At 70.5% G+C, this 23,793-nt stretch carries 24 protein-coding genes; 16 read left to right on the forward strand and 8 right to left on the reverse strand.

The window, feature by feature from the left end:
* The first annotated feature begins 139 nt into the window (after positions 1-139).
* Both ACI2K4_RS21255 and ACI2K4_RS21260 read left to right on the forward strand, forming a co-directional pair.
* A complete protein-coding gene (locus ACI2K4_RS21255) occupies positions 140-2,326 on the forward strand; it encodes a serine/threonine-protein kinase (protein WP_404513454.1) in 2,187 nt (728 codons plus the stop codon).
* A gap of 59 nt (positions 2,327-2,385) precedes the next feature.
* A complete protein-coding gene (locus tag ACI2K4_RS21260) occupies positions 2,386-2,613 on the forward strand; it encodes a hypothetical protein (protein ID WP_404513455.1) in 228 nt (75 codons plus the stop codon).
* A 124-nt stretch (positions 2,614-2,737) separates the two neighbouring features.
* Here ACI2K4_RS21260 and ACI2K4_RS21265 read toward each other — a convergent pair whose 3' ends face one another.
* Positions 2,738-3,379 carry a hypothetical protein gene (locus ACI2K4_RS21265; RefSeq protein WP_404513456.1) on the reverse strand — a complete coding sequence of 214 codons (642 nt, stop codon included), beginning with the start codon at positions 3,377-3,379 and terminating at the stop codon, positions 2,738-2,740.
* 255 nt (positions 3,380-3,634) lie between these two features.
* Here ACI2K4_RS21265 and ACI2K4_RS21270 point away from each other — a divergent pair, with 255 nt between their 5' ends.
* The 4 genes from ACI2K4_RS21270 to ACI2K4_RS21285 all read left to right on the forward strand — a co-directional run bounded on the left by ACI2K4_RS21270 (position 3,635) and on the right by ACI2K4_RS21285 (position 7,435).
* Entirely contained in the window at positions 3,635-4,375 is a 741-nt protein-coding gene (locus ACI2K4_RS21270; RefSeq protein ID WP_404513457.1) for a M50 family metallopeptidase, read from the forward strand.
* 67 nt (positions 4,376-4,442) lie between these two features.
* Positions 4,443-5,417, forward strand: a complete 975-nt coding sequence (locus ACI2K4_RS21275; protein WP_404513458.1) for a ketopantoate reductase family protein — start codon at positions 4,443-4,445, stop codon at positions 5,415-5,417.
* A gap of 136 nt (positions 5,418-5,553) precedes the next feature.
* Positions 5,554-6,060: a SigE family RNA polymerase sigma factor gene (locus ACI2K4_RS21280; protein ID WP_404513459.1), complete on the forward strand. Its 507-nt coding sequence runs from the start codon at positions 5,554-5,556 to the stop codon at positions 6,058-6,060.
* Positions 6,053-7,435 (forward strand): hypothetical protein, encoded by a 1,383-nt coding sequence (locus ACI2K4_RS21285; protein ID WP_404513460.1) that lies wholly within the window; start codon positions 6,053-6,055, stop codon positions 7,433-7,435. Before ACI2K4_RS21280 ends, ACI2K4_RS21285 begins: the two co-directional genes overlap by 8 nt.
* 44 nt (positions 7,436-7,479) lie before the next feature.
* Here ACI2K4_RS21285 and ACI2K4_RS21290 read toward each other — a convergent pair whose 3' ends face one another.
* Positions 7,480-9,069 (reverse strand): acyl-CoA carboxylase subunit beta, encoded by a 1,590-nt coding sequence (locus tag ACI2K4_RS21290; RefSeq protein WP_404513461.1) that lies wholly within the window; start codon positions 9,067-9,069, stop codon positions 7,480-7,482.
* A 280-nt stretch (positions 9,070-9,349) separates the two neighbouring features.
* Here ACI2K4_RS21290 and ACI2K4_RS21295 point away from each other — a divergent pair, with 280 nt between their 5' ends.
* Positions 9,350-10,243, forward strand: coding sequence for a biotin--[acetyl-CoA-carboxylase] ligase (locus tag ACI2K4_RS21295; protein WP_404513462.1), 894 nt, complete (start codon positions 9,350-9,352; stop codon positions 10,241-10,243).
* Positions 10,244-10,376: 133 nt separating this feature from the next.
* The gene (locus ACI2K4_RS21300) at positions 10,377-10,946 is read left to right on the forward strand and encodes a PH domain-containing protein (protein WP_404513463.1); all 570 of its coding nucleotides are present in this window, start codon (positions 10,377-10,379) and stop codon (positions 10,944-10,946) included.
* Here ACI2K4_RS21300 and ACI2K4_RS21305 read toward each other — a convergent pair.
* The 3 genes from ACI2K4_RS21305 to ACI2K4_RS21315 all read right to left on the reverse strand — a co-directional run bounded on the left by ACI2K4_RS21305 (position 10,943) and on the right by ACI2K4_RS21315 (position 12,839).
* Complete coding sequence (locus ACI2K4_RS21305) at positions 10,943-11,545, reverse strand: MaoC/PaaZ C-terminal domain-containing protein (RefSeq protein ID WP_404513464.1); 603 nt, start codon at positions 11,543-11,545, stop codon at positions 10,943-10,945. The two genes, ACI2K4_RS21300 and ACI2K4_RS21305, sit on opposite strands and share 4 nt — an antisense overlap.
* Positions 11,546-11,560: 15 nt before the next feature.
* Entirely contained in the window at positions 11,561-12,229 is a 669-nt protein-coding gene (locus tag ACI2K4_RS21310) for a GtrA family protein (protein WP_404513465.1), read from the reverse strand.
* A 70-nt stretch (positions 12,230-12,299) separates the two neighbouring features.
* Positions 12,300-12,839 (reverse strand): GtrA family protein, encoded by a 540-nt coding sequence (locus ACI2K4_RS21315; RefSeq protein ID WP_404513466.1) that lies wholly within the window; start codon positions 12,837-12,839, stop codon positions 12,300-12,302.
* Positions 12,840-13,327: 488 nt separating this feature from the next.
* Here ACI2K4_RS21315 and ACI2K4_RS21320 point away from each other — a divergent pair, with 488 nt between their 5' ends.
* From ACI2K4_RS21320 to ACI2K4_RS21330, 3 genes are all read left to right on the forward strand, one after another.
* Positions 13,328-15,169 carry a phosphoenolpyruvate carboxykinase (GTP) gene (locus ACI2K4_RS21320; protein WP_404513467.1) on the forward strand — a complete coding sequence of 614 codons (1,842 nt, stop codon included), beginning with the start codon at positions 13,328-13,330 and terminating at the stop codon, positions 15,167-15,169.
* 131 nt (positions 15,170-15,300) lie between these two features.
* The gene (locus tag ACI2K4_RS21325; RefSeq protein ID WP_404513468.1) at positions 15,301-16,425 is read left to right on the forward strand and encodes an NAD(P)/FAD-dependent oxidoreductase; all 1,125 of its coding nucleotides are present in this window, start codon (positions 15,301-15,303) and stop codon (positions 16,423-16,425) included.
* A gap of 45 nt (positions 16,426-16,470) precedes the next feature.
* Positions 16,471-17,241 carry an isoprenyl transferase gene (locus ACI2K4_RS21330; RefSeq protein WP_404513469.1) on the forward strand — a complete coding sequence of 257 codons (771 nt, stop codon included), beginning with the start codon at positions 16,471-16,473 and terminating at the stop codon, positions 17,239-17,241.
* Positions 17,242-17,271: 30 nt separating this feature from the next.
* Here the strand turns inward: ACI2K4_RS21330 and otsB are convergent, their stop codons facing one another.
* The 3 genes from otsB to ACI2K4_RS21345 all read right to left on the reverse strand — a co-directional run bounded on the left by otsB (position 17,272) and on the right by ACI2K4_RS21345 (position 19,117).
* Complete coding sequence (otsB, locus tag ACI2K4_RS21335; RefSeq protein WP_404513470.1) at positions 17,272-18,096, reverse strand: trehalose-phosphatase; 825 nt, start codon at positions 18,094-18,096, stop codon at positions 17,272-17,274.
* Between the two features lie 53 nt (positions 18,097-18,149).
* The gene (locus ACI2K4_RS21340; RefSeq protein ID WP_404513471.1) at positions 18,150-18,515 is read right to left on the reverse strand and encodes a hypothetical protein; all 366 of its coding nucleotides are present in this window, start codon (positions 18,513-18,515) and stop codon (positions 18,150-18,152) included.
* Between the two features lie 161 nt (positions 18,516-18,676).
* On the reverse strand, positions 18,677-19,117 hold the full coding sequence (locus ACI2K4_RS21345; RefSeq protein ID WP_404513472.1) for a helix-turn-helix domain-containing protein: 441 nt from the start codon (positions 19,115-19,117) through the stop codon (positions 18,677-18,679).
* 264 nt (positions 19,118-19,381) lie between these two features.
* Here ACI2K4_RS21345 and ACI2K4_RS21350 point away from each other — a divergent pair, with 264 nt between their 5' ends.
* From ACI2K4_RS21350 to ACI2K4_RS21370, 5 genes are all read left to right on the forward strand, one after another.
* Positions 19,382-19,726 carry a hypothetical protein gene (locus tag ACI2K4_RS21350; RefSeq protein WP_404513473.1) on the forward strand — a complete coding sequence of 115 codons (345 nt, stop codon included), beginning with the start codon at positions 19,382-19,384 and terminating at the stop codon, positions 19,724-19,726.
* Between the two features lie 31 nt (positions 19,727-19,757).
* Positions 19,758-20,096, forward strand: coding sequence for a hypothetical protein (locus ACI2K4_RS21355; protein WP_404513474.1), 339 nt, complete (start codon positions 19,758-19,760; stop codon positions 20,094-20,096).
* Between the two features lie 479 nt (positions 20,097-20,575).
* Entirely contained in the window at positions 20,576-21,988 is a 1,413-nt protein-coding gene (locus ACI2K4_RS21360) for a PhoH family protein (RefSeq protein WP_404513475.1), read from the forward strand.
* A 284-nt stretch (positions 21,989-22,272) separates the two neighbouring features.
* Positions 22,273-22,947 carry a lytic transglycosylase domain-containing protein gene (locus ACI2K4_RS21365; RefSeq protein WP_404513476.1) on the forward strand — a complete coding sequence of 225 codons (675 nt, stop codon included), beginning with the start codon at positions 22,273-22,275 and terminating at the stop codon, positions 22,945-22,947.
* Positions 22,948-23,097: 150 nt separating this feature from the next.
* On the forward strand, positions 23,098-23,748 hold the full coding sequence (locus ACI2K4_RS21370) for a rhomboid family intramembrane serine protease (protein ID WP_404513477.1): 651 nt from the start codon (positions 23,098-23,100) through the stop codon (positions 23,746-23,748).
* Positions 23,749-23,793 lie beyond the last annotated feature (45 nt).

Here is a 23,793-nt window from a genome sequence, read left to right on the forward strand (position 1 = left end):
CCAGGGAGTACGACGCCGAGGAGACCACCCCGCCCGTAGGTTGCACACAACCATGGAGGTACGTCTCACACGCGCTGGTACGTCTCACATGCGCGTGCCGCTTGTGTGACCTTGCTCCACTCCGGGTACCGTCCACGGGATGTCCGAGGCGCCCCCCCAATTGATAGCTGACCGGTACCGGCTCGTGGAGCCGCTCGGTCAGGGAGGCATGGGGCGCGTCTGGCTCGCCCGTGACGAGGTTCTCCACCGGGACGTGGCCATCAAGGAGTTGGTGCCACCCCCGGGGCTGACCACCGACGAGCGCCGGGAGATGCGTGAGCGGTCGCTGCGCGAGGCGCGCGCGATCGCCCGGTTGAACAACATCAACGTCGTCCGCATCTTCGACGTGCTGCGTACGGACGCCGACCCGTGGATCGTGATGGAGTACGTGCGGTCCCGCTCGTTGCAGGACACGCTCGCCACGGACGGTCCGGTGACGCCGGGCCGGGCGGCCGAGATCGGGCTCGGTGTGCTGGGCGCGTTGAAGGCCGCGCACAAGGCCGGCGTGATGCACCGGGACATCAAGCCGGGCAACGTGCTGCTCGGCGAGGACGGCCGGGTGGTGCTGACCGACTTCGGGTTGGCGACCGTGCCGGGTGACCCGAACGTGACGCGTACCGGGTTGGTGCTCGGGTCGCCCGCGTACATCGCCCCGGAACGGGCGCGCGACGGCACGGCCGGTCCGGAGGCGGACCTCTGGTCGCTGGGCGCGACGCTGTACGCCGCCGTGGAGGGGCAGTCGCCGTACGCCCGCTCCTCGGCGATCGCGACCCTGGCCGCGCTGGCCACCGAGCCACCGCCGCCGGCCAAGCGGGCCGGTCCGTTGAAGGCCGTGCTCAACGGGCTGCTCCGCAAGGACCCGGCGCAGCGGATCACCGCCGACGTGGCGGAGCGGTTGCTGCGGCGGGCGACGGATCGCAAGCCGCGCACGTCCATCTCACTGCTCGACGGCGTACGTCGGCCGAGCCCCTTCGGGCCGCGTGAGGCGCGTACCCGGGTGGTGCCGCTGCCCGCGCAGCGACCGCCGGGCGAGCAGTCCACCGCGTCTGCCGACTCGGCCTCGTCTTCCATGTTCGCCGACTTCATCGGTACGGCCGGTGCCGGCGCGGTGGGTGCCGCCGAGGCAACGCCCGACCGGGCTGCCACCGCCGACACCCCGAGCACCTCCGGCGCCAGCGGCGGGGCCGACACCACTCCGGAGCCCGCCGAGCCGGAGACGGCGACGGCCGCCGCCGAGGAGTCGGACCAGCCGGAGTCGTCCGACCAGCCGGCCGGCAAGCTCACCACGGCGCGGCCGGCAGACCAGCCCGCGGAGCAGGCCGAGGCTCCGGCCGCCGCCGCGGACCGGACGGCGAAGCTCGACGTACCGATCTCGCCGGCTCCGGCCACCTTTGCGGTGGGGGCGGCTTCGGTAGGTTCCGCCGCACCGGCGTCGGCCGATTCGTCACGCACTCCCACCCCTACCCCATCGGCCGGGCAGGTTCTCGCGGAACCTCGCGGCCGTACGTTCGCACGACCGGTCGGCACCGGCAAGCCGGACCTGCGTTCGCTCCTCGGCGACCAGCGGATGTTGCTGCTCGGCGGTCTGGTCGTGTTGCTGCTGATCGCGGTGGCGGTGATCGTGCCGCTGGCCACCCGTGGCGAGGACGAGGAGCCCGGTGGCCAGCCGGGTGGCGGCGGTCAGCCGTCGGCCCAGGCGTCGGCGCCCGGTGCCGGTGCCCCGCCGGCCACCAGTGGGGCGGCTGCCCCGCCGGGCGGTGACGTACCGGTGAGTCCGTCGTCGGCGCCGAGCAGCCCGGTGGCCCCGTCCGAGCCGGCGATGACCCGTGGTCAGGGCGCGTTGCCGGCCGGTTGGCGCTGGCACAAGGACTCGACCGGCTTCACCGTGCCGGTGCCGAACGGTTGGCGGGTGGAGCGTACGTCAACGGCGGTCAGGTTCATCGAACCCAACAACGCCCGGCTACTCATGATCGACCAGACACCCGAACCGAAGGGTGACGCGGTCGCGGACTGGAGGCAGCAGGAGCGGAACCGGGTCGACGCCGGCCGGTACCGCGACTACAAGCGGGTCAAGATCGAGAAGATCGACTACTTCCTCGAAGCCGCCGACTGGGAGTGGACCTACACCTCGGACTCCGGCAACCCGCTGCACGTGGTCAACCGGGGCTTTGTCACCGGACCCAAGCACGGGTACGCGATCTACTGGTCGACCCCGGCCGACGCCTGGCAGGACAACCTGGACGAACTGAAGCTCATCTCGGACGGATTCCTGCCTGCTCCGGGCTGACCGGCATGACCTCCCCGGCGTCTGGGTACTGCTGACCCGACGACGGAAGGAGGTACGACATGAGTTTCCGACAACGTACGACAAAGCCGAGCGTGGCCCTCTGGATGCTGGTCGCGGTGGGTGACCTCGCGCTCATCCTGGCGAGCTTCGGTCTGGTCGCGCTGATCGCGCTCGCGAGCGTCGTGACCATGGCCGTCGGGGTGGTCGGCGCCTGGCGACTGCTGCGGCCGACCGTGCCAGCCAGTGAAGTGGCGCGGGCCCCGATGACTGCCCGGCGGAGGGCCTGAGACTCGGCCCGAGACTTGGAAACAGTGACGGCCGGACCGGTGATCCCAGAGGTGGGATGACCGCTCCGGCCGTCACTGTTGTCGAGTTCGTCGCCGTCCCGGCGAGACTCCGGTACGTCCCCGGTCAGCCGATCCGCTCGATCACGGCACGCCGGATCAGGTTCTTGCCCGGCTCGCGTACCAGCTCGTAGGCCGCGTTGTTCAGCAGCGCGCAGCTACCCGACGGGCTGGTGACCTTTACCGTGGTGCTCTTGTTGTTGTCCAGGTTGGTGACCCGCAACGTGGTGCCGACCGGGAAGTTACCGCTGGAGGCGGCCGGGGCGGCGTTCTCGTTGAAGAATGTCACCGAGGAGCCCTGGCAAACGACCTCGCCCGCACCGGCGGCGGGCGCGCCGCCGCCGGGATTCGCCGGCGCGGCCGGCGGGTTGGCCGGGTTCGCGGGCGCTGCCGGCGGGTTCGCGGGAGCGGCCGGGCGGTCCGCCTGTACGTTCGCGGTGCAGCCGGCGGTGACCCGGCGCTGCTGGATCAGGTCGACGACGGCCTGCCGGTTGGCGATTCGCGCCTCGGCGAGCGCGTCCGGGTTGGCCCGCTGGTCGGCGATGAAGTTCAGGTTGTTGCGCAACGCGGTGTCCAGGCCGTTGCAGTTCTCGCCGGCGTTGCCCAGTCCCGTACCGACCGCCAATGCGGTGGCGAGCAGGGCCGTCGCTGCCGCACCGATGAACAGTTTCCGTCCCCGGCCGGTCGTCGTCCTGCTTCTCCTGTACATGCACCGCTCCCTTGATCCTGCGCTGCCCGGTTGCAGCATCGTTGGGTACGGATGCGGCGGCCGGACGGATCAGATCGTTTCGCTTAAATGTTCATCAAGTCGGCCCCGACGACCCTCCCGAGGAGCGTCGAAGACACCTTGGTGAGTGGTGGATCAGCGCTCCGTGACCGGCTGTTCTACGTCAGGTTGTGTCACCGGTCAGCCCTGCCGTCGCCAGCAGGCCGTGCTCGCGCAGGTGGGCTAGGCTCCCCGGCTGTGTCGATCGACAGCTTCACCGACGTCTGGAACCGGCTGTTCGACGCCCAACCGGACCCGTCGTCGTTACTCGTACTGCTCACCGGGCTGGCCGCGCTGGTGGTGGTGCTGACCCGGGTGCCGTGGCGGGTCGGGCGCAACGCCGTCACGATCGCCCACGAGGGCGGGCACGCGTTGGCCGCGCTGCTGACCGGACGCCGGCTGCACGGGATCAGGCTGCACTCGGACACTTCCGGGCTGACCCTCTCCGCCGGCCGCCCGTCCGGTCCGGGCATGGTCTTCACCCTGCTCGCCGGCTACGTCGCCCCGTCACTGATCGGGCTCGCCGGGGCCTGGCTGCTCGGCGGCAACCGGATCACCCTGCTGCTCTGGGTCGCGGTGGTGCTGCTGCTCGCGATGCTGGTCATGATCCGCAACGCGTTCGGGATCGTCTCGATCGTGGTCACCACCGCCGTGGTCTTCGGCGTCTCCTGGTTCGCCGGCCCGCAGACGCAGGCGGCGTTCGCGTACACCGGGGTGTGGTTCCTGCTGATCGGCGGGATCCGCCCGGTGGGCGAGTTGCAGAAGCAGCGTAGCCGGGGGCGGATGCCGGCCTCGGACGCCGACCAGCTCGCCGGGGTCACCTTCCTGCCGGCGATCTTCTGGGTCGGCCTGTTCGGCCTGGTCAACCTGCTCGCGCTGGCCGTCGGTACGAGCCTGCTCGCCGGCGCCCACCTGGCCGCACTCGACCTGCCCTTCTGAGTGGCGGTTCTGCCCTCCTGAACGGCCCGGCCGAGGTCGAGGCGCCCGGCAGGAGCAGAATGACGTGGTGCGGTATTTGATCATCGGTGCCGGAGCGGTCGGCGGGACCATCGGGGTACGGCTGGCCGAGGCCGGTCACGACGTGACCCTGGTCGCCCGTGGTGCCCACCTCGACGCGATCCGGGCACACGGACTGACGCTGGCGACCCCCGAGGACGAGCGGCAGGTCCGGCTCCCAGCGGTGGCCGGGCCGGGTGAGGTGGAGCTGACCCCGGAGACCGTACTCGTGCTCACGGTCAAGTCCCAGGACACCGAGGCGGCGCTCGGCCAGTGGGCGGACGCGCCCGTGACCGGTGGCGGTACGGCCGCCGAGCGGCTGCCGCTGCTGACCGCGCAGAACGGGGTGGCCAACGAGCCGGCCGCGCTGCGCCGCTTCGACCGGGTCTACGGGGTCTGCCTCTGGCTGCCCGCCACCTTCCTCGAACCCGGTGTGATCGCCGCCGAGGGGCACCCGCACTCGGGCATGCTGCAACTCGGCCGTTACCCGGGCGGGTCCGACGACACCGTCCGGCGGATCGCCGACGAACTGGCCAAGAGCGGTTTTGTCACCCGGGTCCGGGACGACGTGATGCGCTGGAAGTACGGCAAGCTGCTGGCCAACCTCGGCAACGGGCTGGACGCGCTCTTCGGCCGCGACGGCGACCCCGGTCTGGCCGAGCGGCTGCGCGCCGAGGGGGTGGCCGCACTGGCCGGGGCCGGCATCGCGCACACCTCCCGCGAGGAGGAGGCGGCTGACCGGGCGGACAACGTACGGGCGCACCCGGTCGCCGGGCGCACCCGGGCCGGCAGCTCGACCTGGCAGAGCCTGGCCCGGGGCACCGGCTCCACCGAGACCGACCACCTCAACGGGGAGATCGTCTTGCTGGGCCGGCTGCACGGGGTGCCGACCCCGGTGAACGCGGCCGTGCAGCGCGCGGTCCACCGCGCCGTACGCGAGCACATCCCGGCCGGTGCCTTTCCCCCGGACCAGTTGCTCCCCTGACACCCCTGACCGGCCCGGCAAATCTGTCCCGTGCCGACGGCCTCGCTGACCAGCCCGTCCGGGAAAGTGGCGGGTACGCGGCAACCGGGCACCTTGCCCCACGCGTATAGCCTCCGACGCCCAGGGGAGGTAGCTGGTGCCCGACGACGTCGGCGGATTCGACGAGTTCTACCGGGGCAGCCGGCAACGGCTGCTCGGCTACGTGTACCTGCTCACCGGTGACCTCGCCGAGGCACAGGACGCGGTGCAGGAGGCGTACATCCGGGCCTGGCAGCGCTGGTCCACCGTCAGCGGGTACGAGGATCCGGAGTCGTGGGTACGCGTGGTAGCCGCCCGGGTCGCGGTCAGCCGGTGGCGCAGCCTGCGCAGTCGGGCCCGCGCCTACCTGCGTCACGGGGCGGTCGAGAACGTGACGCCGGGGCCGGGCACCGAGACCGTGGACGTGGTGGCCGCCCTACGCCGGCTGCCGGAGGAACAGCGCACCGCGTTGGCCCTCTACTACCTGCTGGGCATGCCGGTCGCCGAGGTGGCCCGGGAGACCGGGGCACCGGTCGGCACCGTCAAGGCCCGCCTGTCCCGGGGACGGGTGGCGCTGGCCGGTCTGCTCGCCGTCGTCGAACTGGAGGAGGCCGCTGATGCCTGAGCGCTGGGTGGAGCGGGTGCCGGAGCCGGAGCCGGAGGCGGATCTGACGGTTGGTCCGGCCGACGGCCGGCCAACCGAGCCGGTGGTCGAGCCAATGGTCGAGCCGGTCGTTGAGCCGGTGGTCGAGCCGGTGGTCGACCTGGACGCGGAGCCGGCCCGGGACGTGCTGCCGGAGTCGTTGGCGGCGCTGATGCCGGAGCCGTCGCCGGAGGAGGAGCGGTTCGACGATCCGTTCCCGTCCGGACCGCAGACCGAAGAGTCCAGGTTGCTGGCCGATCGACTCGCCGCCGACCTGGCCGGCGTGAGCTGGCCGGCACCGGAGCGGATCCGGCAGTTGGGCCGGCGCCGCCGTCGGCGGGTGGCGGTGGGCGGGCCGGCGGCCGTCGTACTGGTCTTTGCCGCGATCTGGGGGCTGTTCGGCGGAGCGCCCGGAATCGGTACGGGACCGGTGAGCGTCGCCGGCCGACCCGAGACGGACGCGGCTGGACCGGTGGTGGCGCCGGCGCCGCCGCAGTCGTCCCGTCGACCGGTCCGGGTGGCGAGCGGCGATGCCTGGATCCCTCCGATCGCGCTGCTCCAGCCGGCCGACCTCGGGCTGAACTTCCAGATCAGTTACGACCAGAGCGGGTCGGTCGGGGCCGAGGTCTGGCCCTTCCACCTCGCCCAGAGCTGCTCGGCGTACGGGCGCCTGGGGGTCACCGCGTACCGGGACTATCTGTTCAGCCGGGGGCACACGGTCGGCGGTGACGCCTCGGACGGGCAACCGCAGTCGCTGCGCCAACAGGTCACCCGGTACGCCGACGACCGAGTTGCCCGGACCGTGGTCGACGACGCCCGTCGGGTGGTGAACGCCTGCCAGACGTACGATGTTCCGCCGGCCGTACGGACCGACGTGGTCGCCTCGGTCGACCCGTCCGCCCCGGCGAACCCCACCGCCCCGGCCAAGCCGTCCGGCTCGGTCGCCCCGTCCGGGGCACCGGCACACAGCGCCTCGCCCGCCGGGTCCGATCCCGAGCGGCGGACCGACGAGCGGCCCAGCGCCGGTCGGGTCGACGAGCGGGCGACCGGCAGCCCGGCCGACCCGGCGGTGGAGGCCGACCCGGGTACGGAGAACGGGGAACGGCACGCCCTGCGGGTGCTCGGCGACGGCTTCGCCGGTTCCCAGTCGCTGCTGGTGCAGCAGAAGGTGACCGAGCCGACCGTCGACCGGGGCGAGGCGGACGACAACACCGCAACGGTCACGCTCTACGCCATGGTGCGGGTCGGCGACCTGGTCGCGGTGCTCGAGTCGGACGACTACGACGACGCCCGGATGCGGCAGCTCGCCGGCCGGTCCGCCGCCTGGCTCTGCCCGTTCGCCGAGCCGCGCTGCTGAGCTGACCGGGCGAGCATGCCGTTCGCCCGGTCAGCGCGCGCCGGCTACAGCGGGATGTTGCCGTGCTTCTTCGGCGGCAGCGTCTCCCGCTTGGTGCGCAGCATCCGCAGCGCGCGGACGATCTGGGTACGGGTCTCGGCCGGCTCGATCACCGAGTCGACGTAACCGCGTTCGGCCGCGACGTACGGGTTTGCCAGGGTCTGCTCGTACTCGGCGATCTTCTCGGCCCGGAACGCGGCCGGGTCCTTGGCGGCACCGAGTTCGGCCCGGTAGAGGATGTTCACCGCGCCCTGTGCCCCCATCACCGCGATCTGTGCGGTGGGCCAGGCGAAGTTCAGGTCGGCGCCGAGGTGCTTGGACCCCATCACGTCGTACGCGCCGCCGTACGCCTTCCGGGTGATCACGGTGACCTTCGGGACGGTCGCCTCGGCGTACGCGTAGATGAGCTTCGCGCCCCGGCGGATGATGCCGTCCCACTCCTGGCCGGTGCCGGGCAGGAACCCGGGTACGTCCACAAAGGTCAGCACCGGGATGTTGAAGGCGTCGCAGGTGCGTACGAAGCGGGCGGCCTTTTCCGACGCGTCGATGTCCAGGGTGCCGGCGAAGTGCATCGGCTGGTTCGCCACCACCCCGACCGGGCGTCCCTCGACCCGACCGAAGCCGACCACGATGTTCTGCGCGAAGAGCGGGTGCACCTCGAGGAACTCGCCGTCGTCGAGCACGTGCTCGATCACCCGGTGGATGTCGTACGGCTGGTTCGCCGAGTCGGGAATCAGGGTGTCCAGTTCCCGGTCCGCCTCGGTGATCTCCAGTTCCGCCTCGGCGGCGAAGGTCGGCGGCTCGTCGAGGTTGTTCGCCGGCAGGTACGACAGCAGCGCCTTGACGTAGTCGATCGCGTCGTCCTCGTCCGCGGCGAGGTAGTGCGCGTTGCCGCTGCGGGTGTTGTGGGTGCGCGCCCCGCCCAGCTCCTCCATGCCCACGTCCTCGCCGGTCACCGTCTTGATCACGTCCGGCCCGGTGATGAACATGTGCGAGGTCTGGTCGACCATCACGGTGAAGTCGGTGACCGCCGGGGAGTAGACCGCCCCGCCCGCGCACGCCCCCATCACCAGCGAGATCTGCGGGATCACCCCGGAGGCGCGTACGTTGCGGAAGAAGATCTCGCCGTAGAGGCCGAGGCTGACCACGCCCTCCTGGATCCGCGCGCCGCCGGAGTCGTTGATCCCGACCAGCGGGCAGCCGATCTTCATCGCGAGGTCCATCAGCTTGACGATCTTCTCGCCGAAGACCTCGCCGAGCGAGCCGCCGAAGACGGTGAAGTCCTGGGCGAAGACGCAGATCTGGCGGCCGTCGACCGTGCCGTAGCCGGTCACCACCCCGTCCCCGTACGGGCGGGTGCGGTCCAGGCCGAAGTTGGTCGACCGGTGCCGGGCCAGCTCGTCCAGCTCGACGAAGGAACCGGGGTCGAGCAACAGCTCGATCCGCTCACGCGCGGTCTTCTTGCCCCGCGCGTGCTGCTTCTCCACCGCCCGGGCGGAGCCGGCGTGCACCGCCTCGTCCGCCCGCCGTCGCAGGTCCGCCAGCTTGCCGGCGGTGCTGTGGAGGTTGATCTCGACCTCGCTGCTCGCGCTCACGTCAGTTGTCTGCCTTTCCTCGCGACTGCGGGGCCCGCCTCGCTCGCTCCTCGCGTTCGCGGTCTCCGTACTCCGACGGGACGGGTGCCCACGGCATCCGCCCCGTACGCGTGCCCAGTCCTGGATCGTAACGATGCGTCCGTCCGTCGTCGCCGGCTGCCGGCGGTGGGCTTGGCCTCATCGCTCCCTGATCACCGCCTCATCGCTCCTTGACCGCCGCCTGATCGCTGCCTCGTCGCTCCCTGATCGCCGCCGGTGGCGGCCGTCGTAGGCTGGGCTGATGCCGGGCTCGCCGTACACCGATCTGGACCGCCCCCCGCTGGACGCCCGAGGGCTGCGGCGGGCGCTGGTCACCCCGGAGGGGCTCTGGACCCGCCTGGACCTGCGGGCCGAGACCGGCTCGACCAACGCCGACGCGGCCGAGGCGGCGTCGGCCGGGGAGCCGGAGGGGCTGGTGGTGGTCGCCGAGCGGCAGACCGCCGGGCGGGGTCGCCGGGGGCGTACCTGGGAGTCGCCGCCCCGGGCCGGGATCGCGGCCAGCGTCCTGCTCCGGCCGGGGGTGCCGGTTCCGGAGCGCGGTTGGCCGGGGGTGCCGGCGGCGGCGTACGGCTGGCTGCCGTTGCTCGCCGGGGTCGCCCTGGCCGAGACCGTGACCCGGATCGCCGAGCTGCCGGAATCCCTCCCGGTCGGCCTCAAGTGGCCCAACGACCTGCTGCTCGGGGATGCCAAGGGCGCCGGGATCCTGGCCGAGGCGCTGCCGGCCGGGGGTGTCGGCGAGCCGCCGGCGATCGTGCTCGGGATCGGGCTGAACGTGACGCTCCGGGCCGACGAGCTGCCGACCAATCCGACCGGGCTGGCCGCCACCTCGTTGCGACTGGTCGGGGCGGCGGTCTTCGACCGGGACCCACTGCTGCGGGCACTGCTGCGCGGCCTGGCTGACTGGTACGGACGCTGGCGTACGGCCGGCGGCGACGTCGAGCTGTCCGGCCTGCGGGCCGCCTACCTGCGCCACAGCGCCACGATCGGCCAGCGGGTACGGGTGCTGCTGCCCGGCGGTGACGAGTTGGTCGGTTCGGTGAGCACCGTCGACCCGGAGGGGCGGCTGGTGGTGTCGGCCGCCGACGGTGAGCACCGGGTGGCCGCTGGTGACGTACTGCACCTACGCGGACAGTAGTCGTCCAAACCCGGCACGGAGCGTCGAACCACCACAACGTCACATCAGGGGAGTGTCGTCAAGTAGTTGACCCTCGCGGTAACGCGGAGCCGCTACGGTCAGCCCGGACAATGACGTATCCCAGGAGGTTTGCGTGGCTTTCCCCGAAGATGTGCTCAGCGCGGACGAGCATGTCGTGCTGCACCTGCACCCGCACTGGAAGGCTCTGATCCGGCCGGTGCTGGTGGTGGCCCTGGCCATCGCCGCGGTGGTGGTCGGTGCCGTACTGCTGCCCGAGGGCGACGGCGGGACGATCGGTCTGTACGTGATCGCCGGCATCGGCCTGGCGCTGGTGCTCTGGCTCAGTCTCTGGCCGTTCCTCGTCTGGCGCACCACCCACTACCTGTTCACCAACGAGCGGGTGGTGTTGCAGCAGGGCGTTTTCCACCTCGACCGGCGGGACATCCCGCTGAAGCGGGTCAACGACCACACCATGAACCAGCACTTCGTCGAGCGGCTGCTCGGCTGCGGCACGCTGACCATCGAGTCGGCGGGCGAGCGGGGCCAGACGGTGCTCAACGACATCCCGAACGTCGGCCAGGTCCAGACCAAGCTCTACGAGCTGGTCGAGGCCGACCACGACAAGCACTCGCTCGGCGAGGACGAGCTGCGCGAGGTGCTCGCGGACGCCCGCGAGGGCAAGCCGCTGCGCGATCCGTCCTAGCTCCTCGCGGACGGCTCCGCTGCTGCGGAACCGGCCGGCTCCGTGCCGGTCGACGGGGTCGCGGCTGGCTCGCGTAGCGCGAACCAGCCGCGGAACCTGGTCCGTAGCACTTCCTGTTCCGGCTGGTCCTGGTCGCCCAGCCGGATCATGGTGGCGCCGAGGGTGACCGTGCCGAGCCCCGGCCGGGCGGTCGACGGCTTGCTCGCGATCACGTCGAGTCGTACGGCGAGCCGGTCACCGGCCCGGACCGGTGCCAGCCAGCGCAGTTCCTCCAGCCCGGGGGAGGCGTCGGCGGCGGCGCGCGACAGCACGTGGTCGACGTACGCGCGCATGAAGAGGCTGACCGTGAAGAACCCGCTCGCGATCAGCCCGCCGTGGTGGCTCGACGCGGCGACCGCCGGGTCGACGTGGTACCACTGCGGGTCGAAGCGCCGGGCGAAGGCGAGCATCTCGTCCCCGTCGACGGTGCTGACTCCCAGGTCGAACGAACGGCCCGGGGTGAGGTCCTCGAAGAAGAGGTCGGCCGGCGCACCCGTACCGGAGCGGGGAGCGGCGGCGGCCACGTCGGTACCGCGATCGGTCGGCGACGGCGTGGTCAACGGGTGACGGTCAGGTCAGTGCGCGGCCGGCCGATGGGCGGCGGCGCGTAGCTCGGCGGCGAACTCGGCGGCGAGATCGTCCTTGGCGACCGAAAAGTCCTCCGTTGCCCCCGGAAGCCCCTCCTGCCTCGGTGCCACCGTCGTACGGTGTGCGGCCTCCTCGAACTCGGTCACCGCCTCGGCCAGCTCCGCGACCGGGTCGAGCTCGACGATCCCGTCCGAGCTGTGGTCGTGGGTGCCGGGTTCGGTCGGCACCGGACGGAACACGAAGGTGCGGTAGGACCAGAACCGGAAGACGGTCGCCAGGGCCACGCCGACGGTCTTCGCCACGTTGAGGGCGAGCAGACCGTGGATGTTCAGGCCGTACTTGGCGAGCGCGAGCACGCCCAGCTCGATCGCGAGGCCGGTGGCGTTGAAGACGAAGAACAGGACGTACTCGCGACGCATCGCCGACTTCGGGCGGTCACGGTAGGTCCAGTACCGGTTCATCACGTACGAGCTGATCGCCGCCACGATGGTGGCGATGACCGTCGCCTTGAGCTGGCCGCCCTTGAAGATCGTCAGGGCCAGTGCGTTGAACACCGCGTAGTTGACTACGGTGTTCACCCCGCCGACGATGCCGAACGTGACGGCCTCGCGGGCGATCTTATGCCAACGGGCGGGAAGCACCTGGACAAGACGCATTTGGTCACCTTAGGGCAGGACAGCGCCGAGCGGCAGCGGCGGTGCCGAGGGTGGGCGGCAGGTCACGCCCTTAGTCACTCTTGGTAATGACGTCGGGTGCATCCTGTGCCGCCGGGCCGACGAAGACAAACCGCCGATACGACCAGAATCGGAACAGGGTCCCCAGGGCGGCGCCGACCAGGTTCGCCGAGATGTTGTCCGCCAGCAGGGACTTGAACACCCCCGGCCAGATGCTTCCCAGGCCGTAGTGGCTGATCCCCAGGCAGGCCAGCGCGATGGCCAGGCCCACGGTGTTGAAGAAGAAGTAGAGCAGGTACTCGCGGGCCATGCCGGTGCGCTCGCGGTGCCGCCAGGTCCAGAACCGGTTACCGATGAAGGCGATGGTCGCCGCCACGATGGTGGAGACGGTCTTCGCGCTGAGTGTCTCCATCTCCCAGGTGTGCCGGGCGACGTTGAACACCGCCAGGTCCACGGCAAAGGCGACCCCACCGACCAGACCGAATTTGCCCAACTCGCGGACGAGGTGGCCGAACCGGTTGATGAGGGTGCGGAGGAGGCCCTGCTGGGTGCCCGGGGGAGAGGGCTGGTCGCCGGTAACGGTCGCTGACACACGTCGAGCCTACCGGGTACGCGGCGCGTCGACGCAACGCTCCCGCGAGTCGCGCCAGGGCGCGCCGGCCCGTCCGACGGTACCTGTCCGGCAATGCGTCCACTGTCACCTTACGGCGACTGCGTGTGGTGTTTCGGGTTGCGCACGCGGACCCCGCGCCATCGCCCCGCCGGGCGCCGAACCCGTTTGTCGCGCCCCGCGAGAAACACCCGGGCACACCCGCCCCGCCGGCATCGCGGCCGTGCGTCCGTACGGGGCCGCACGCAAAGACCTGCGTGAAACTGCGCGTGGGAGCGGGAAATTGCTCGCCTTGCCGCAAAACCACCGTATCTTGTGCAGTTCTTCACAACTCGTCTCGCTGCCCTCGCCGGTCATTCGGTTTAGGCTGGTGGAAATCCCAGGCTTTCCACACCGGTCGTGCATCTCCAGCGCGCCGGCTGTTGCTCCACCCCTCATATCGGTCAGCGTCGACCACAAGGAGAATCGTCATGTCTGCTCCGGCAACCATCCGAGGGCTCGATCAAGCTCCGACCTCCCACTCGAAGTTGCTCGCCTGGGTCAAAGAAGTCGCCGAGCTGACCCAACCCGACCAGGTGGTGTGGGTGGACGGTTCCGAGGAGGAGTGGCAACGGCTCACCGACGAGCTGGTGCGGGCCGGCACGCTGGTCCGGCTGAATCCGGAACGGAAACCCAACTCCTTCTGGGCCCGTACCGACCCTTCCGACGTGGCCCGGGTCGAGGACCGCACCTACATCTGTTCCGTCGACGAAGCCGACGCCGGTCCCACCAACAACTGGATGGCACCGGCCGAGATGAAGCGGACGATGACGGAGCTGTACCGCGGTTCGATGCGCGGTCGCACCATGTACGTCATCCCGTTCTGCATGGGCCCGCTGGAGGCGGAAGACCCCATGTACGGCATCGAAATCACCGACAGCGCGTACGTCGTCGCGTCCATGCGCATCATGACCCGGATGGGCTCGAACGTGCTGGAGGCGATGGGGAACAAGGCGAACTTCGTGCCCGCGCTGCACTCGCTCGGCGCGCCGTTGTCACCCGGACAGCAGGACTCGTCCTGGCCCTGCAACGAGACCAAGTACATTTCCCACTTCCCGGAGACCCGCGAGATCTGGTCGTACGGCTCCGGTTACGGCGGTAACTCGCTGCTCGGCAAGAAGTGCTACTCGCTGCGGATCGCGAGCGTGATGGCCCGGGACGAGGGTTGGCTCGCCGAGCACATGCTGATCATGAAGGTGACCTCGCCCGAGGGGAAGGTGCACTACATCGCCGGCGCCTTCCCGTCCGCCTGCGGCAAAACGAACCTGGCCATGCTCGAACCGACCATCCCGGGTTGGAAGGTCGAGACGATCGGTGACGACATCGCCTGGATGCGCTTCGGTGCGGACGGCCGGCTGTACGCGGTCAACCCGGAGTTCGGCCTGTTCGGAGTGGCGCCGGGAACCGACTGGAAGACCAATCCCAACGCGATGCGCACGCTCGACCGGGGCAACTCCATCTTCACCAACGTCGGGCTCACCGACGACGGTGACGTCTGGTGGGAGGGAATGGGTGACCCGCCGGCCCACCTGATCGACTGGAAGGGCCGGGACTGGACGCCGGACGGCGACGAACTGAGTTCGCACCCGAACTCCCGGTTCTGCACGCCGCTGGCCCAGTGCCCGATCCTGGCGGACGAGTTCAACGACCCCAACGGGGTGCCGATCGACGCGATCCTCTTCGGTGGGCGGCGCAAGGACACCATTCCGCTGATCACCGAGGCGCGTGACTGGGTGCACGGCGTCTACATGGGAGCGACGCTCTCCTCCGAGACCACCGCGGCGGCGTCCGGCCAGGTCGGCGTTGTGCGCCGGGACCCGATGGCGATGCTGCCGTTCATCGGGTACAACGCAGGTGACTACTTCGGACACTGGATCGAGATGGGCAAGGGCGTCGACGGCGACGAGGCCAAGTTGCCGAAGGTGTACTACGTCAACTGGTTCCGCAAGGACAAGGACGGCAACTTCCTCTGGCCCGGATTCGGCGAGAACTCGCGGGTGATCAAGTGGATCGTCGAGCGGCTGGAGGGGAGCGCGGGCGCGGTCGAGACGCCGATCGGCATGGTGCCGGCGCCGGACGCGCTCGACGTCGAGGGACTCGGGCTGACGCCGGAGGACATCCGGGTCGCGCTCAAGGTGGACGTCGACGAGTGGCGCGACGAGCTGCCGATGATCAACGAGTGGTTCGAGAAGTTCGGTGACAAGTTGCCCGGTGTGCTCTGGGCCGAACTGGACGCGCTCCGCGCGCGGCTGGACGCCGAACAGCCGGCCTGACCCGACACGCCGCCCGAGACGGGACAAGCTATTCGTTCCGCCGGCTACCGGGCATCATCAGCGGTATGACGACGGCCGCCGGGAGCACCGTCCCGGCGGCCGTCGTGCCTGGTCGGCGCGGGTGAGGTGAGATGGACGAGTACGACGTGGTCGTCGTCGGCGCCGGACCAGCCGGCTCGGCCGCCGCGCTCGCCGCCCGCCGGGCCGGGGCGAGCGTGCTGCTGCTGGACCGGGCGGATTTTCCCCGGGACAAGGCGTGCGGGGACGGCATCGCGGCGCACACCCTCGACGTACTCGCCGAACTGGGCGTACCGGACGCAGTGGCGGGGTTCGCGCCGGTGCCGGCACTACGGCTGGTCGCGCCGGGCGGGGTCGAGTGCGCCCGCCCGCTGCCCCGGGCCGCGTACACGGTGCCCCGGCGGGTCTTCGACGCACGCCTGGTGGTCGCGGCGGTGGCGGCCGGCGCGCAACTGCGACGGCACACCGTACGCCGGATCGAAGCGCGCGACGACCGGGTGGTGATCGACGGCGTCCTGTCGGCACGGGCCGTGGTCGGCGCCGACGGCGCCGGTTCCACCGTCCGCCGCGCGCTGGGCCACCCGAACAACCCCGACGGACACCTCGCCATCGCCATCCGGGGCTACGCGCCGGCCGCCGCCGGCCCCGTCGAGCAGCAGATCGTCACCTCCGGCGCCGAGTGGCCGGCGTACGCCTGGTCCTTCCCGATCGGTGACGGCCGGGCCAACGTCGGCTACGGCGAGGTTCTCCGGGGCTTCCCGGTCAGCCGGACCCGCCTGCTCGACGGCCTGCACGCGCTGCTGCCCGGGGTGGCCACCGGGACGGCGACCGACCTGCGAGCCCACCACCTGCCGCTCTCCACCCGGCGACCGCCACCCGGCCGGGGTCGGATCGTGCTCGCCGGGGACGCGCTCTCCCTGGTCAACCCGTTCACCGGCGAGGGGATCTTCTACGCCGTGCTCTCCGGCGCCCTCGCCGGTACGGTCACCGCCGGCACGCCGCACCGCGCCGCCGCCCGCTACGCCGACCTGCTGCGCCGCCGGCTCGGCCGGCACCTGCGGCACAGTTCGGCGGTGGCCCGACTGGCCCGGTACCGCAGGGTCGTCGACGCGGCCGTCCGCGCCGCCGGAGAGGACGAGCGGGTGTTCCGGGTGATGGTCGAGCTGGGGCTCGGCGACGGGGTGCTGGACCTGCGTACCGCCCGCCGGATCGGGGGCGGACTCGCGGCCCACGGATAGGCGCCCCCGGCTCGGCCCGGGATTTCGGTCGCTAGTCTGCAAGGGATGACTCTGCGGGACCTGGTCTACTCAGCGTACGAACGGCGGTTGGCGGCGAGGCTCGCCGGTAAGCCGGTGCCACGGCACGTCGGCGTCATGTGTGACGGCAATCGGAGATGGGCCCGCGAGATGGGCTACGTCGACCCGAACGACGGCCACCGGGTCGGCGCAGCCAAGATCAAACACGTTCTGGACTGGTGTGACCAAGCCGACATCGGGCACGTCACCCTCTATCTGCTCGCCACCGACAACCTCCGCCGGCCCGCCAGCGAACTGGACCCGCTGCTCCAGATCATCGAAGACCTGGTGGTCGAACTGGCCGAGGAGGGCAACCCCTGGCGATTGCGGATGGTCGGCGCACTGGACCTGCTACCGGCACAGACCGCCACCGCGCTCAAGGCCGCGGAGGAGCGTACGCAGGAACGCGCCGGCGGCGCCCAGGTCAACATCGCGGTCGGGTACGGCGGCCGGCGCGAGATCGCCGACGCCGTACGTTCCCTGCTCTACGAACACGCGGCGGCCGGCGGCACCATCGAGGAACTCGCCGAGGTGCTCGACGTCGAACACATCGCCGAGCACCTCTACACCCGGGGGCAGCCCGATCCGGACCTGGTCATCCGGACCAGCGGGGAGCAGCGCCTCTCCGGCTTCCTGCTCTGGCAGTCCGCCCACTCCGAGTTCTACTTCTGCGACGCGAACTGGCCCGACTTCCGCCACGTCGACTTCCTCCGCGCACTCCGCTCGTACGCCAGCCGCCAGCGCCGGTACGGCGTCTGACCGTCGCGGGCCGCCGGGGCGGAGCCGGGGCTAGTTGAACCGGTGCACCGCTTCGGTGAGGAAGTCGCCGAGTGCTTCGGGGGAGTCGATGGTGAGGTCGGCGGCGGTGGAGACCTCGGCGCCGGTCTCCGGGTTGGCGACCGCGACGCAGACGCCGAAGAAGTCCGGGTGGCTCTCCTCCCGGGCCCGCAGGGCGGCGAACGCCTTGATGTCGGAGACGTCGTCGCCGAAGTACCAGGCGCAGCCGGCGTCCCGTACGGCTTCGCCGATCACCATGCCCTTGTCGCGGTCGACCGGCGGCTTGATCTCGATCACCATGCGACCGATCTGCACCCGCAGGCCACGGCGTTCGGCCTGCTCCCGGCCCCAGGACTCGACCGCCTGCGCGAGCTGCGGCGCGGTGCGGTAGTGCAGGGCGACGGAGAGTCGCTTGTATTCGACCAGGGTGCCGGCGGGCAGTTCGTCCCGGGCCTGCTGGGCGAGCTCGGCCATGGTCGGCACCCAGGGCAGGGCCGCCTCCTCGGTCACCGTCTCCCCGGAGCCGTGGCTGTGCTCCAGGCCGTAGAGGCCGTAGAGGTCCACGTCGCCGAGCCCGGCGAAGTGGTCGCGGAGGAACTCGACCGGACGGGCGGAGACGATGGCGACCCGTTGCACCAACCCGGCCAGGGCGTCGAGGGCCGCGAGGACCTTCGGCGCCGGCTGGACCGCGGTCGGATCGTCGAGAACCGGGGCAAGGGTGCCGTCGAAGTCGAAGAACAGCACGCACTGCCCGGCCCGGCCAGTGGTGGCCTGCCAGGCCTGTTCCGCTGTCAGGGGACGGGTCGGGCGCTGATTACCCGCGTTGATCGGCCGCACGGGCGTCAGCGTACCCCGGTCGTTACCGTCTTAGATGGCGTCCAGCTGAACCTTCAGTCGTCGCCTCCGAGCACGGCCCGGCGGCTGTGGAGGCGCGGCCCGATCGGCACTACCGACGGGTCGGGGTGGCTGAGCAGGTAACCCTCGACAAAACCGGTGTTGCGGTCGCCGGTGTGGCTGTCGAGCTCGTTCAGCCGGGCGATGAGGAATTCGGTGAGCGCGGTCACGCGCTCGTTGAGCCGCTCGTGCAGGTCGGCGACGAAGGCAAGTACGGTCGCGACGCCGGTGGCGGTGAGGGCGATCATGTTCACCACGACCGGCAGTTCCGCGCCGTTAACGCTGCCGAGCACGACGTTGGCGGTCACGCACAGTGTCACCGACACCGCCGCGACCATGACTGCCATCCATTTCAGGGTCATGGTTAGACCCCTCCTTCTGTCCCGCAGGGCTGGGTTCGGCTTTGTCCCGTCCCCCCGCCGACGACGAGCCCAAGCAGTACAAAAAGGCACGTTAGCGTGCGTATTCAGATGCTGGTGCGGTACGCATGAGAAGCATGGTGATTCTTGCGCCATCTGAGGAACTAGCCTGCCCGTTTACCTCCTTTTCGGGCATCTACCTGCAAGGCAGGCCGGTAGGCGAGATATCTGATTGTCTCCCTGATGTGAAATTTCTCCGCCTCGGAGACATTCGGATCAACCAGCCGGCGGAGCAGCGCCTCGACGTCCGGGTCCATCGGAGGGGCGCTCGGGGCGGGTCGTGCCGGAGTGGTCCGGTCCCAGCCGAGTACGCCGAACGCGGCGGTCGGGCTGAGGCCGAGTCCCTCACAGAACGCGACGACGCGCTCGGCCTCGGGATCACTGGCCCATTCGCCGCGTACCCATCGGTTGATGGTCTGGCGGGAGACGCCGGTGCGGCGGGAGACCTCCGTGCCGGTCCACGCTCGGGTGGCGCGGGCGTCGTCGAGGGCCTTGCGTACGAAGGCGGCGAAGGCGATCTTGCGCCCGTGGGCACTGTCCGGCACGCGGTGACGGTACGACCAGTCGTCCGATTCCGCCGAGCGAGGCTCACTTTCGTGCCGCGCGCGTGACACCTGTGTCGGTATTCCGGTAAACGACCTGCTGCTTGTGTTGAGGGGTATCACGTGGTCAGACTAGTGGTACGCAGGTCTGACGGTAATCAGACGAAAAGATGATACTGTCACGTACGTGGGACGATCTAACGTGTGTCACGTGCTTGAGACCATCTGTCCTCACGTGGGTCACTTCCTCGTGACAGGAGGGATTCGGTGACCGAACTCGCAACCCGTGCCCAGGCGTTCGGTCTGATCGCCGAGGGGGTGGCGGCCGGACTCAGCGCCCCGTGGCGGCTCTACCTGGCGCGTGGGTGCCGCTACCTCTCGCTCAACGTCGGCGACCGGGCCGAGTGGAACTCCTGGCGGACGCACCTGGGCTGTCCCGAGCTGAGCGTGCGGGTCTACGACGCGGGCGGGGAGATCCGCCGGGCCTCCGTGGCCGAGGTCGTGCTCGACGGCTGCCGGATCAGCGTGGAACTGGTCGAAGAGGTGAGCACCGACGATCTCGACCGGTTGCTGATCACCGATCCCACCCCGACCGAGTCGGAGGACTCATGAACGGCGCAGGCGCACGGCTCGGAGTGCCGCGATGAGCCCCTTCTTCGCGGTCTTCCTCGTACTCCTGCTGGGCTCGTCCAGCTACGCGGCCGGCCGGTTGCACGGACAGCTCAGCTACCGGATCGGTTACCGGTTCGGCTACCGACAGGGTTACTTCGACGGCGACCGGGGGGCGTGGAACCGCCGCCGGCGCGAGGCCCAGGCGGCCATCGCCTCGGTGCTCGCCGGTCCGCCGACGGGGCAGCAGACCACCAGTTCCGATCCGGGCGGGTCGGACCAGGGCACGACCTACACCGGTGCTTCTTTCGCGGGGACCGCAACCAACGGCGGACGGCATTCCACCGACGCGTACGCCGGCCGGAACGTGTAGCCGGCAACGCGGTGGGGTGAGCGGTCACCCGCGATCACGGTGCGTCGTCCGCGGCGGACACGCACCGTCGGGATCCCGTCAGACCGGTGACGGTGGTCCCACCGGCCGGGGTGCGCGCAGGGGGCATGCATCCCGGCCGGTCTCCGTGTCGTCGGGGCCGGGGGTCCGGGTGGACCCCCGGTCCCGACGACGGATGCGCTCGGTGATCAAGGCGGGGTCGGCCGCCCCGTGCCTGGTAGCCGGGTGTGACGGGGGCCGACGGCGGGGCGCCGGGCTATGGCGAGATGCATTCGTCATGCCCTAGCCGCGTGGGCATCCGGCAGCTAGCGTCTAGACATGGCGAGGGGTCCTCCCACGCCAACCGGACGGCCCGGACCTTTCGCGTACTGATCCATGGGGCCCGCATCCGACCCCGTGGTTCCGGGCACCGGACGAGGCGGAACGCGGGCGGACCGGATGCGCGCCCGCCGGAGCAGCCTGTGACGACTCGCCGTACCAACTCCAAGGCCGACCAGGACCCGGGCGCGACTCCCACGACCGGCCGTGCCAGAGGCGGGCGGAGGGCCAGCGCGGCCCCGCCGGCCGATCCGGAGCCTGTTCCAGCCGCCCGTGCCTACGTGCTGGACACCTCGGTCCTGCTCTCCGATCCGGCCGCGTTCCACCGGTTCGCGGAGCACGAGGTGGTGCTCCCGCTGGTGGTGATCTCGGAACTCGAAGGCAAGCGGCACCATCCGGAGTTGGGCTGGTTCGCCCGGCAGGCTCTGCGCATGCTCGACGAGCTGAGGATCAAGCACGGTCGGCTGGACCAGCCGGTGCCCACCAACGACGTGGGCGGCACGCTGCGGGTGGAGCTGAACCACGCCGACGACTCCGTGCTCCCGCCCGGATTCCGCAACGAGTCCAACGACACCCGTATCCTCTCGGTCGCCCTCAACCTGGCCGCCGAGGGGCGCGAGGTGACCCTGGTCAGCAAGGACATGCCGCTGCGGGTCAAGGCCGCCTCGGTCGGCCTCGTCGCGGACGAGTACCGGCACGGTCAGGCCAGCGATCCGACCTGGACCGGCATGGCCGAACTGGAGTTGGGCGAGGAGCAGATCAACCAGCTCTACGCGGGCGAGCCGCTGGACCTGGACGAGTCGGCCGGCATGCCCTGCCACACCGGCCTGGTGCTGCACTCGCCGCGAGGCTCGGCGCTCGGTCGGGTCGGTCCGGACAAGACCGTACGACTGGTCCGTGGCGACCGCGAGGCGTTCGGGTTGCGGGGCCGCTCGGCGGAGCAGCGGATCGCCCTCGACCTGCTGCTCGACGAGTCGATCGGGATCGTGTCGCTGGGCGGCAGGGCCGGCACCGGAAAGTCCGCCCTGGCGCTCTGCGCCGGGCTCGAAGCGGTGATGGAGCGCCGCCGGCACAAGAAGGTGATCGTCTTCCGCCCGCTCTACGCGGTGGGTGGACAGGAACTGGGATACCTGCCCGGGTCCGAGTCGGAGAAGATGTCGCCGTGGGCCCAGGCGGTCTTCGACACGCTCGGCGCCGTGGTGCACGAGAACGTGATGGACGAGGTGCTCGCGCGCGGCATGCTCGAGGTGCTCCCGCTCACCCACATCCGTGGTCGTAGCCTGCACGACGCCTTTGTCATCGTGGACGAGGCGCAGTCGCTGGAACGCGGGGTGCTGCTCACCGTGCTGTCCCGGGTGGGGCAGGGGTCGCGGGTGGTGCTGACCCACGACGTCGCGCAGCGCGACAACCTCCGGGTCGGCCGGCACGACGGTGTCACCGCCGTGATCGAGGCGCTCAAGGGCCACCCGCTCTTCGCGCACGTCACGCTGACCCGTTCGGAGCGGTCGCCGATCGCGGAAGTGGTCACCGATCTCCTGGAGGACATCCCGCTGTAGGCGCTCCAACGGGGGCTTTGCGACTAGTTTGTGCCGATATTTTGAGTGGCCCAAATCACAATCGAGGTCGTTGGTTTCCCAGCCGACTCGCTGTGCGCGATGGTGTGCTTCGAGCACTCCTGCCCCACGGAGATCGCCGATAACCGGTCCCGGGGGGAAGCGGTACGGGCGGTCACGAGCCGTACGGACCGGCGATCCGGGCGGATCGAGGTGCTCGCGGTGCGCAGGTGCCGGCCCTCCGGCCGGATCGCGCCGGTCCTTGTCCCCGACGAAGGGATCATTTCGTGAGTCGGCTGTGGAGCCGCTACGGCATCCGGGCGCTCGCGGTTTCGTTGCTGCTGGTCGGTGTTGCCGGCGGCTACTTCCTGGGCGAAGACCGGGAAACCCAGCAGAGCGGGATCGACGCCCAACTCGTCGCCGATGCCGAGCGCGCGGAGTTCCAGTTGTTGCGTGAGCGCAACGCGGCGCACAAGCAGGCGATGGCGGCGCAACTCGCGGCCGAGCGGGAAGCCGCCCGCAAGGCCACCGAGACCGCCAAGGCCGCCGCCGAACGGGCCAAGAAGGCCGACGCGGCGGCGGACCGGAAGAAGCGGGCACAGAAGGCGGCGAACGCGCCCGCCAAGCCGTACGACGGGCCGATCCCGTCCTCGTGCAACGAGTACAGCGGCAACCGGGCGATCGGCTGCGCGCTCATGCTGGAGGCCGGATTCCCGATCGCCGAGATGCCCTGCCTGGAGAAGCTCTGGACCAAGGAGAGCGGCTGGAACCACAAGGCGAGCAACCCCTCGGGCGCGTACGGCATCCCCCAGGCGTTGCCCGGCAGCAAGATGAGCTCTGCCGGCTCGGACTGGCAGAACAGCCCCGCCACCCAGATCGAGTGGGGGCTGGGCTACATCAAGGGCAGGTACGACACGCCCTGTGGGGCGTGGACCTACTTCCAGAACAACGGCCACTACTGAGCGCCGTTCGGTGACCCGGACCGAGGGGGCGGACGAGGGTCCGTCCCCTCGATCTTTTCCCGCCCTCTTCTCCGCTCGACCGCCCGGCGGCGGGGACCGGTGTGACGAGTTGGGTGGCGGTTGTCGGCGATAGCTGATAGCTACTTGAAGGTGACTTTCGAATCCCGCGGCGGTGGTGACCCGCACCGGTTCGGCACCGACGCCTTCTACTCGGCCCTCGGGCGCGCCTTCGTCGCCATGTGCGCGGCGGTGCCGGTGCTCTTCGCCATCGAGGGATTCGACTACTGGCTCGACGCCGGGCTGGACACCACCGCCGGCATCATCCCGCACCGGATCGACGGCCTGGACGGCGTCTTCTTCGCGCCGTTCCTGCACCACGGCTTCAACCACCTCTACAGCAACAGCGTGCCGCTGATCCTGCTCGGTACGTTCGTGCTGGCCGCCGGAGCCCGCCGGTTCCTCTACTCCACCCTGATGATCATGTTTGTCAGCGGCCTCGGGGTCTGGTTCACCGGTTCGTCGAACTCGGTTGTCGTCGGCGCCAGCGGGATCATCTTCGGCTACCTGGGCCTGCTGCTGATGCGGGGAATCGTCGAGCGGAGTTGGTGGAACTTCGCGGTGGTGCTGCTGGTCGGGCTTCTCTACGGCGGGCAGTTGTTCGGCGTGCTACCCACCGACGAGCCGATCTCCTGGCAGGGGCACCTGTTCGGGCTGATCGGCGGGCTGGTCGCGGCGATCCTGTTCCGGCGCCGGCCGGACCGCGACCCGTACTCCTCCACCTCGACGCTCACCCTGCCCTGACCGCCGACCACGTCGCTGCCGGCGGGACGCTCCGGGGAGCCTCGG

This window comes from Micromonospora sp. NPDC050397, assembly GCF_044901685.1.
Lineage (GTDB): Bacteria > Actinomycetota > Actinomycetes > Mycobacteriales > Micromonosporaceae > Micromonospora_G.

What these genes read in the sequence shown, in the direction of transcription:
- ACI2K4_RS21255 (WP_404513454.1), top strand. Translation starts at nt 140, where the DNA reads ATGTCCGAGGCGCCCCCCCAATTGATAGCTGACCGGTACCGGCTCGTG.
- ACI2K4_RS21260 (WP_404513455.1), top strand. Translation starts at nt 2,386, where the DNA reads ATGAGTTTCCGACAACGTACGACAAAGCCGAGCGTGGCCCTCTGGATG.
- ACI2K4_RS21265 (WP_404513456.1), bottom strand. Translation starts at nt 3,379, where the DNA reads ATGTACAGGAGAAGCAGGACGACGACCGGCCGGGGACGGAAACTGTTC.
- ACI2K4_RS21285 (WP_404513460.1), top strand. Translation starts at nt 6,053, where the DNA reads ATGCCTGAGCGCTGGGTGGAGCGGGTGCCGGAGCCGGAGCCGGAGGCG.
- ACI2K4_RS21295 (WP_404513462.1), top strand. Translation starts at nt 9,350, where the DNA reads ATGCCGGGCTCGCCGTACACCGATCTGGACCGCCCCCCGCTGGACGCC.
- ACI2K4_RS21310 (WP_404513465.1), bottom strand. Translation starts at nt 12,229, where the DNA reads ATGCGTCTTGTCCAGGTGCTTCCCGCCCGTTGGCATAAGATCGCCCGC.
- ACI2K4_RS21320 (WP_404513467.1), top strand. Translation starts at nt 13,328, where the DNA reads ATGTCTGCTCCGGCAACCATCCGAGGGCTCGATCAAGCTCCGACCTCC.
- ACI2K4_RS21325 (WP_404513468.1), top strand. Translation starts at nt 15,301, where the DNA reads ATGGACGAGTACGACGTGGTCGTCGTCGGCGCCGGACCAGCCGGCTCG.
- ACI2K4_RS21330 (WP_404513469.1), top strand. Translation starts at nt 16,471, where the DNA reads ATGACTCTGCGGGACCTGGTCTACTCAGCGTACGAACGGCGGTTGGCG.
- ACI2K4_RS21340 (WP_404513471.1), bottom strand. Translation starts at nt 18,515, where the DNA reads ATGACCCTGAAATGGATGGCAGTCATGGTCGCGGCGGTGTCGGTGACA.
- ACI2K4_RS21355 (WP_404513474.1), top strand. Translation starts at nt 19,758, where the DNA reads ATGAGCCCCTTCTTCGCGGTCTTCCTCGTACTCCTGCTGGGCTCGTCC.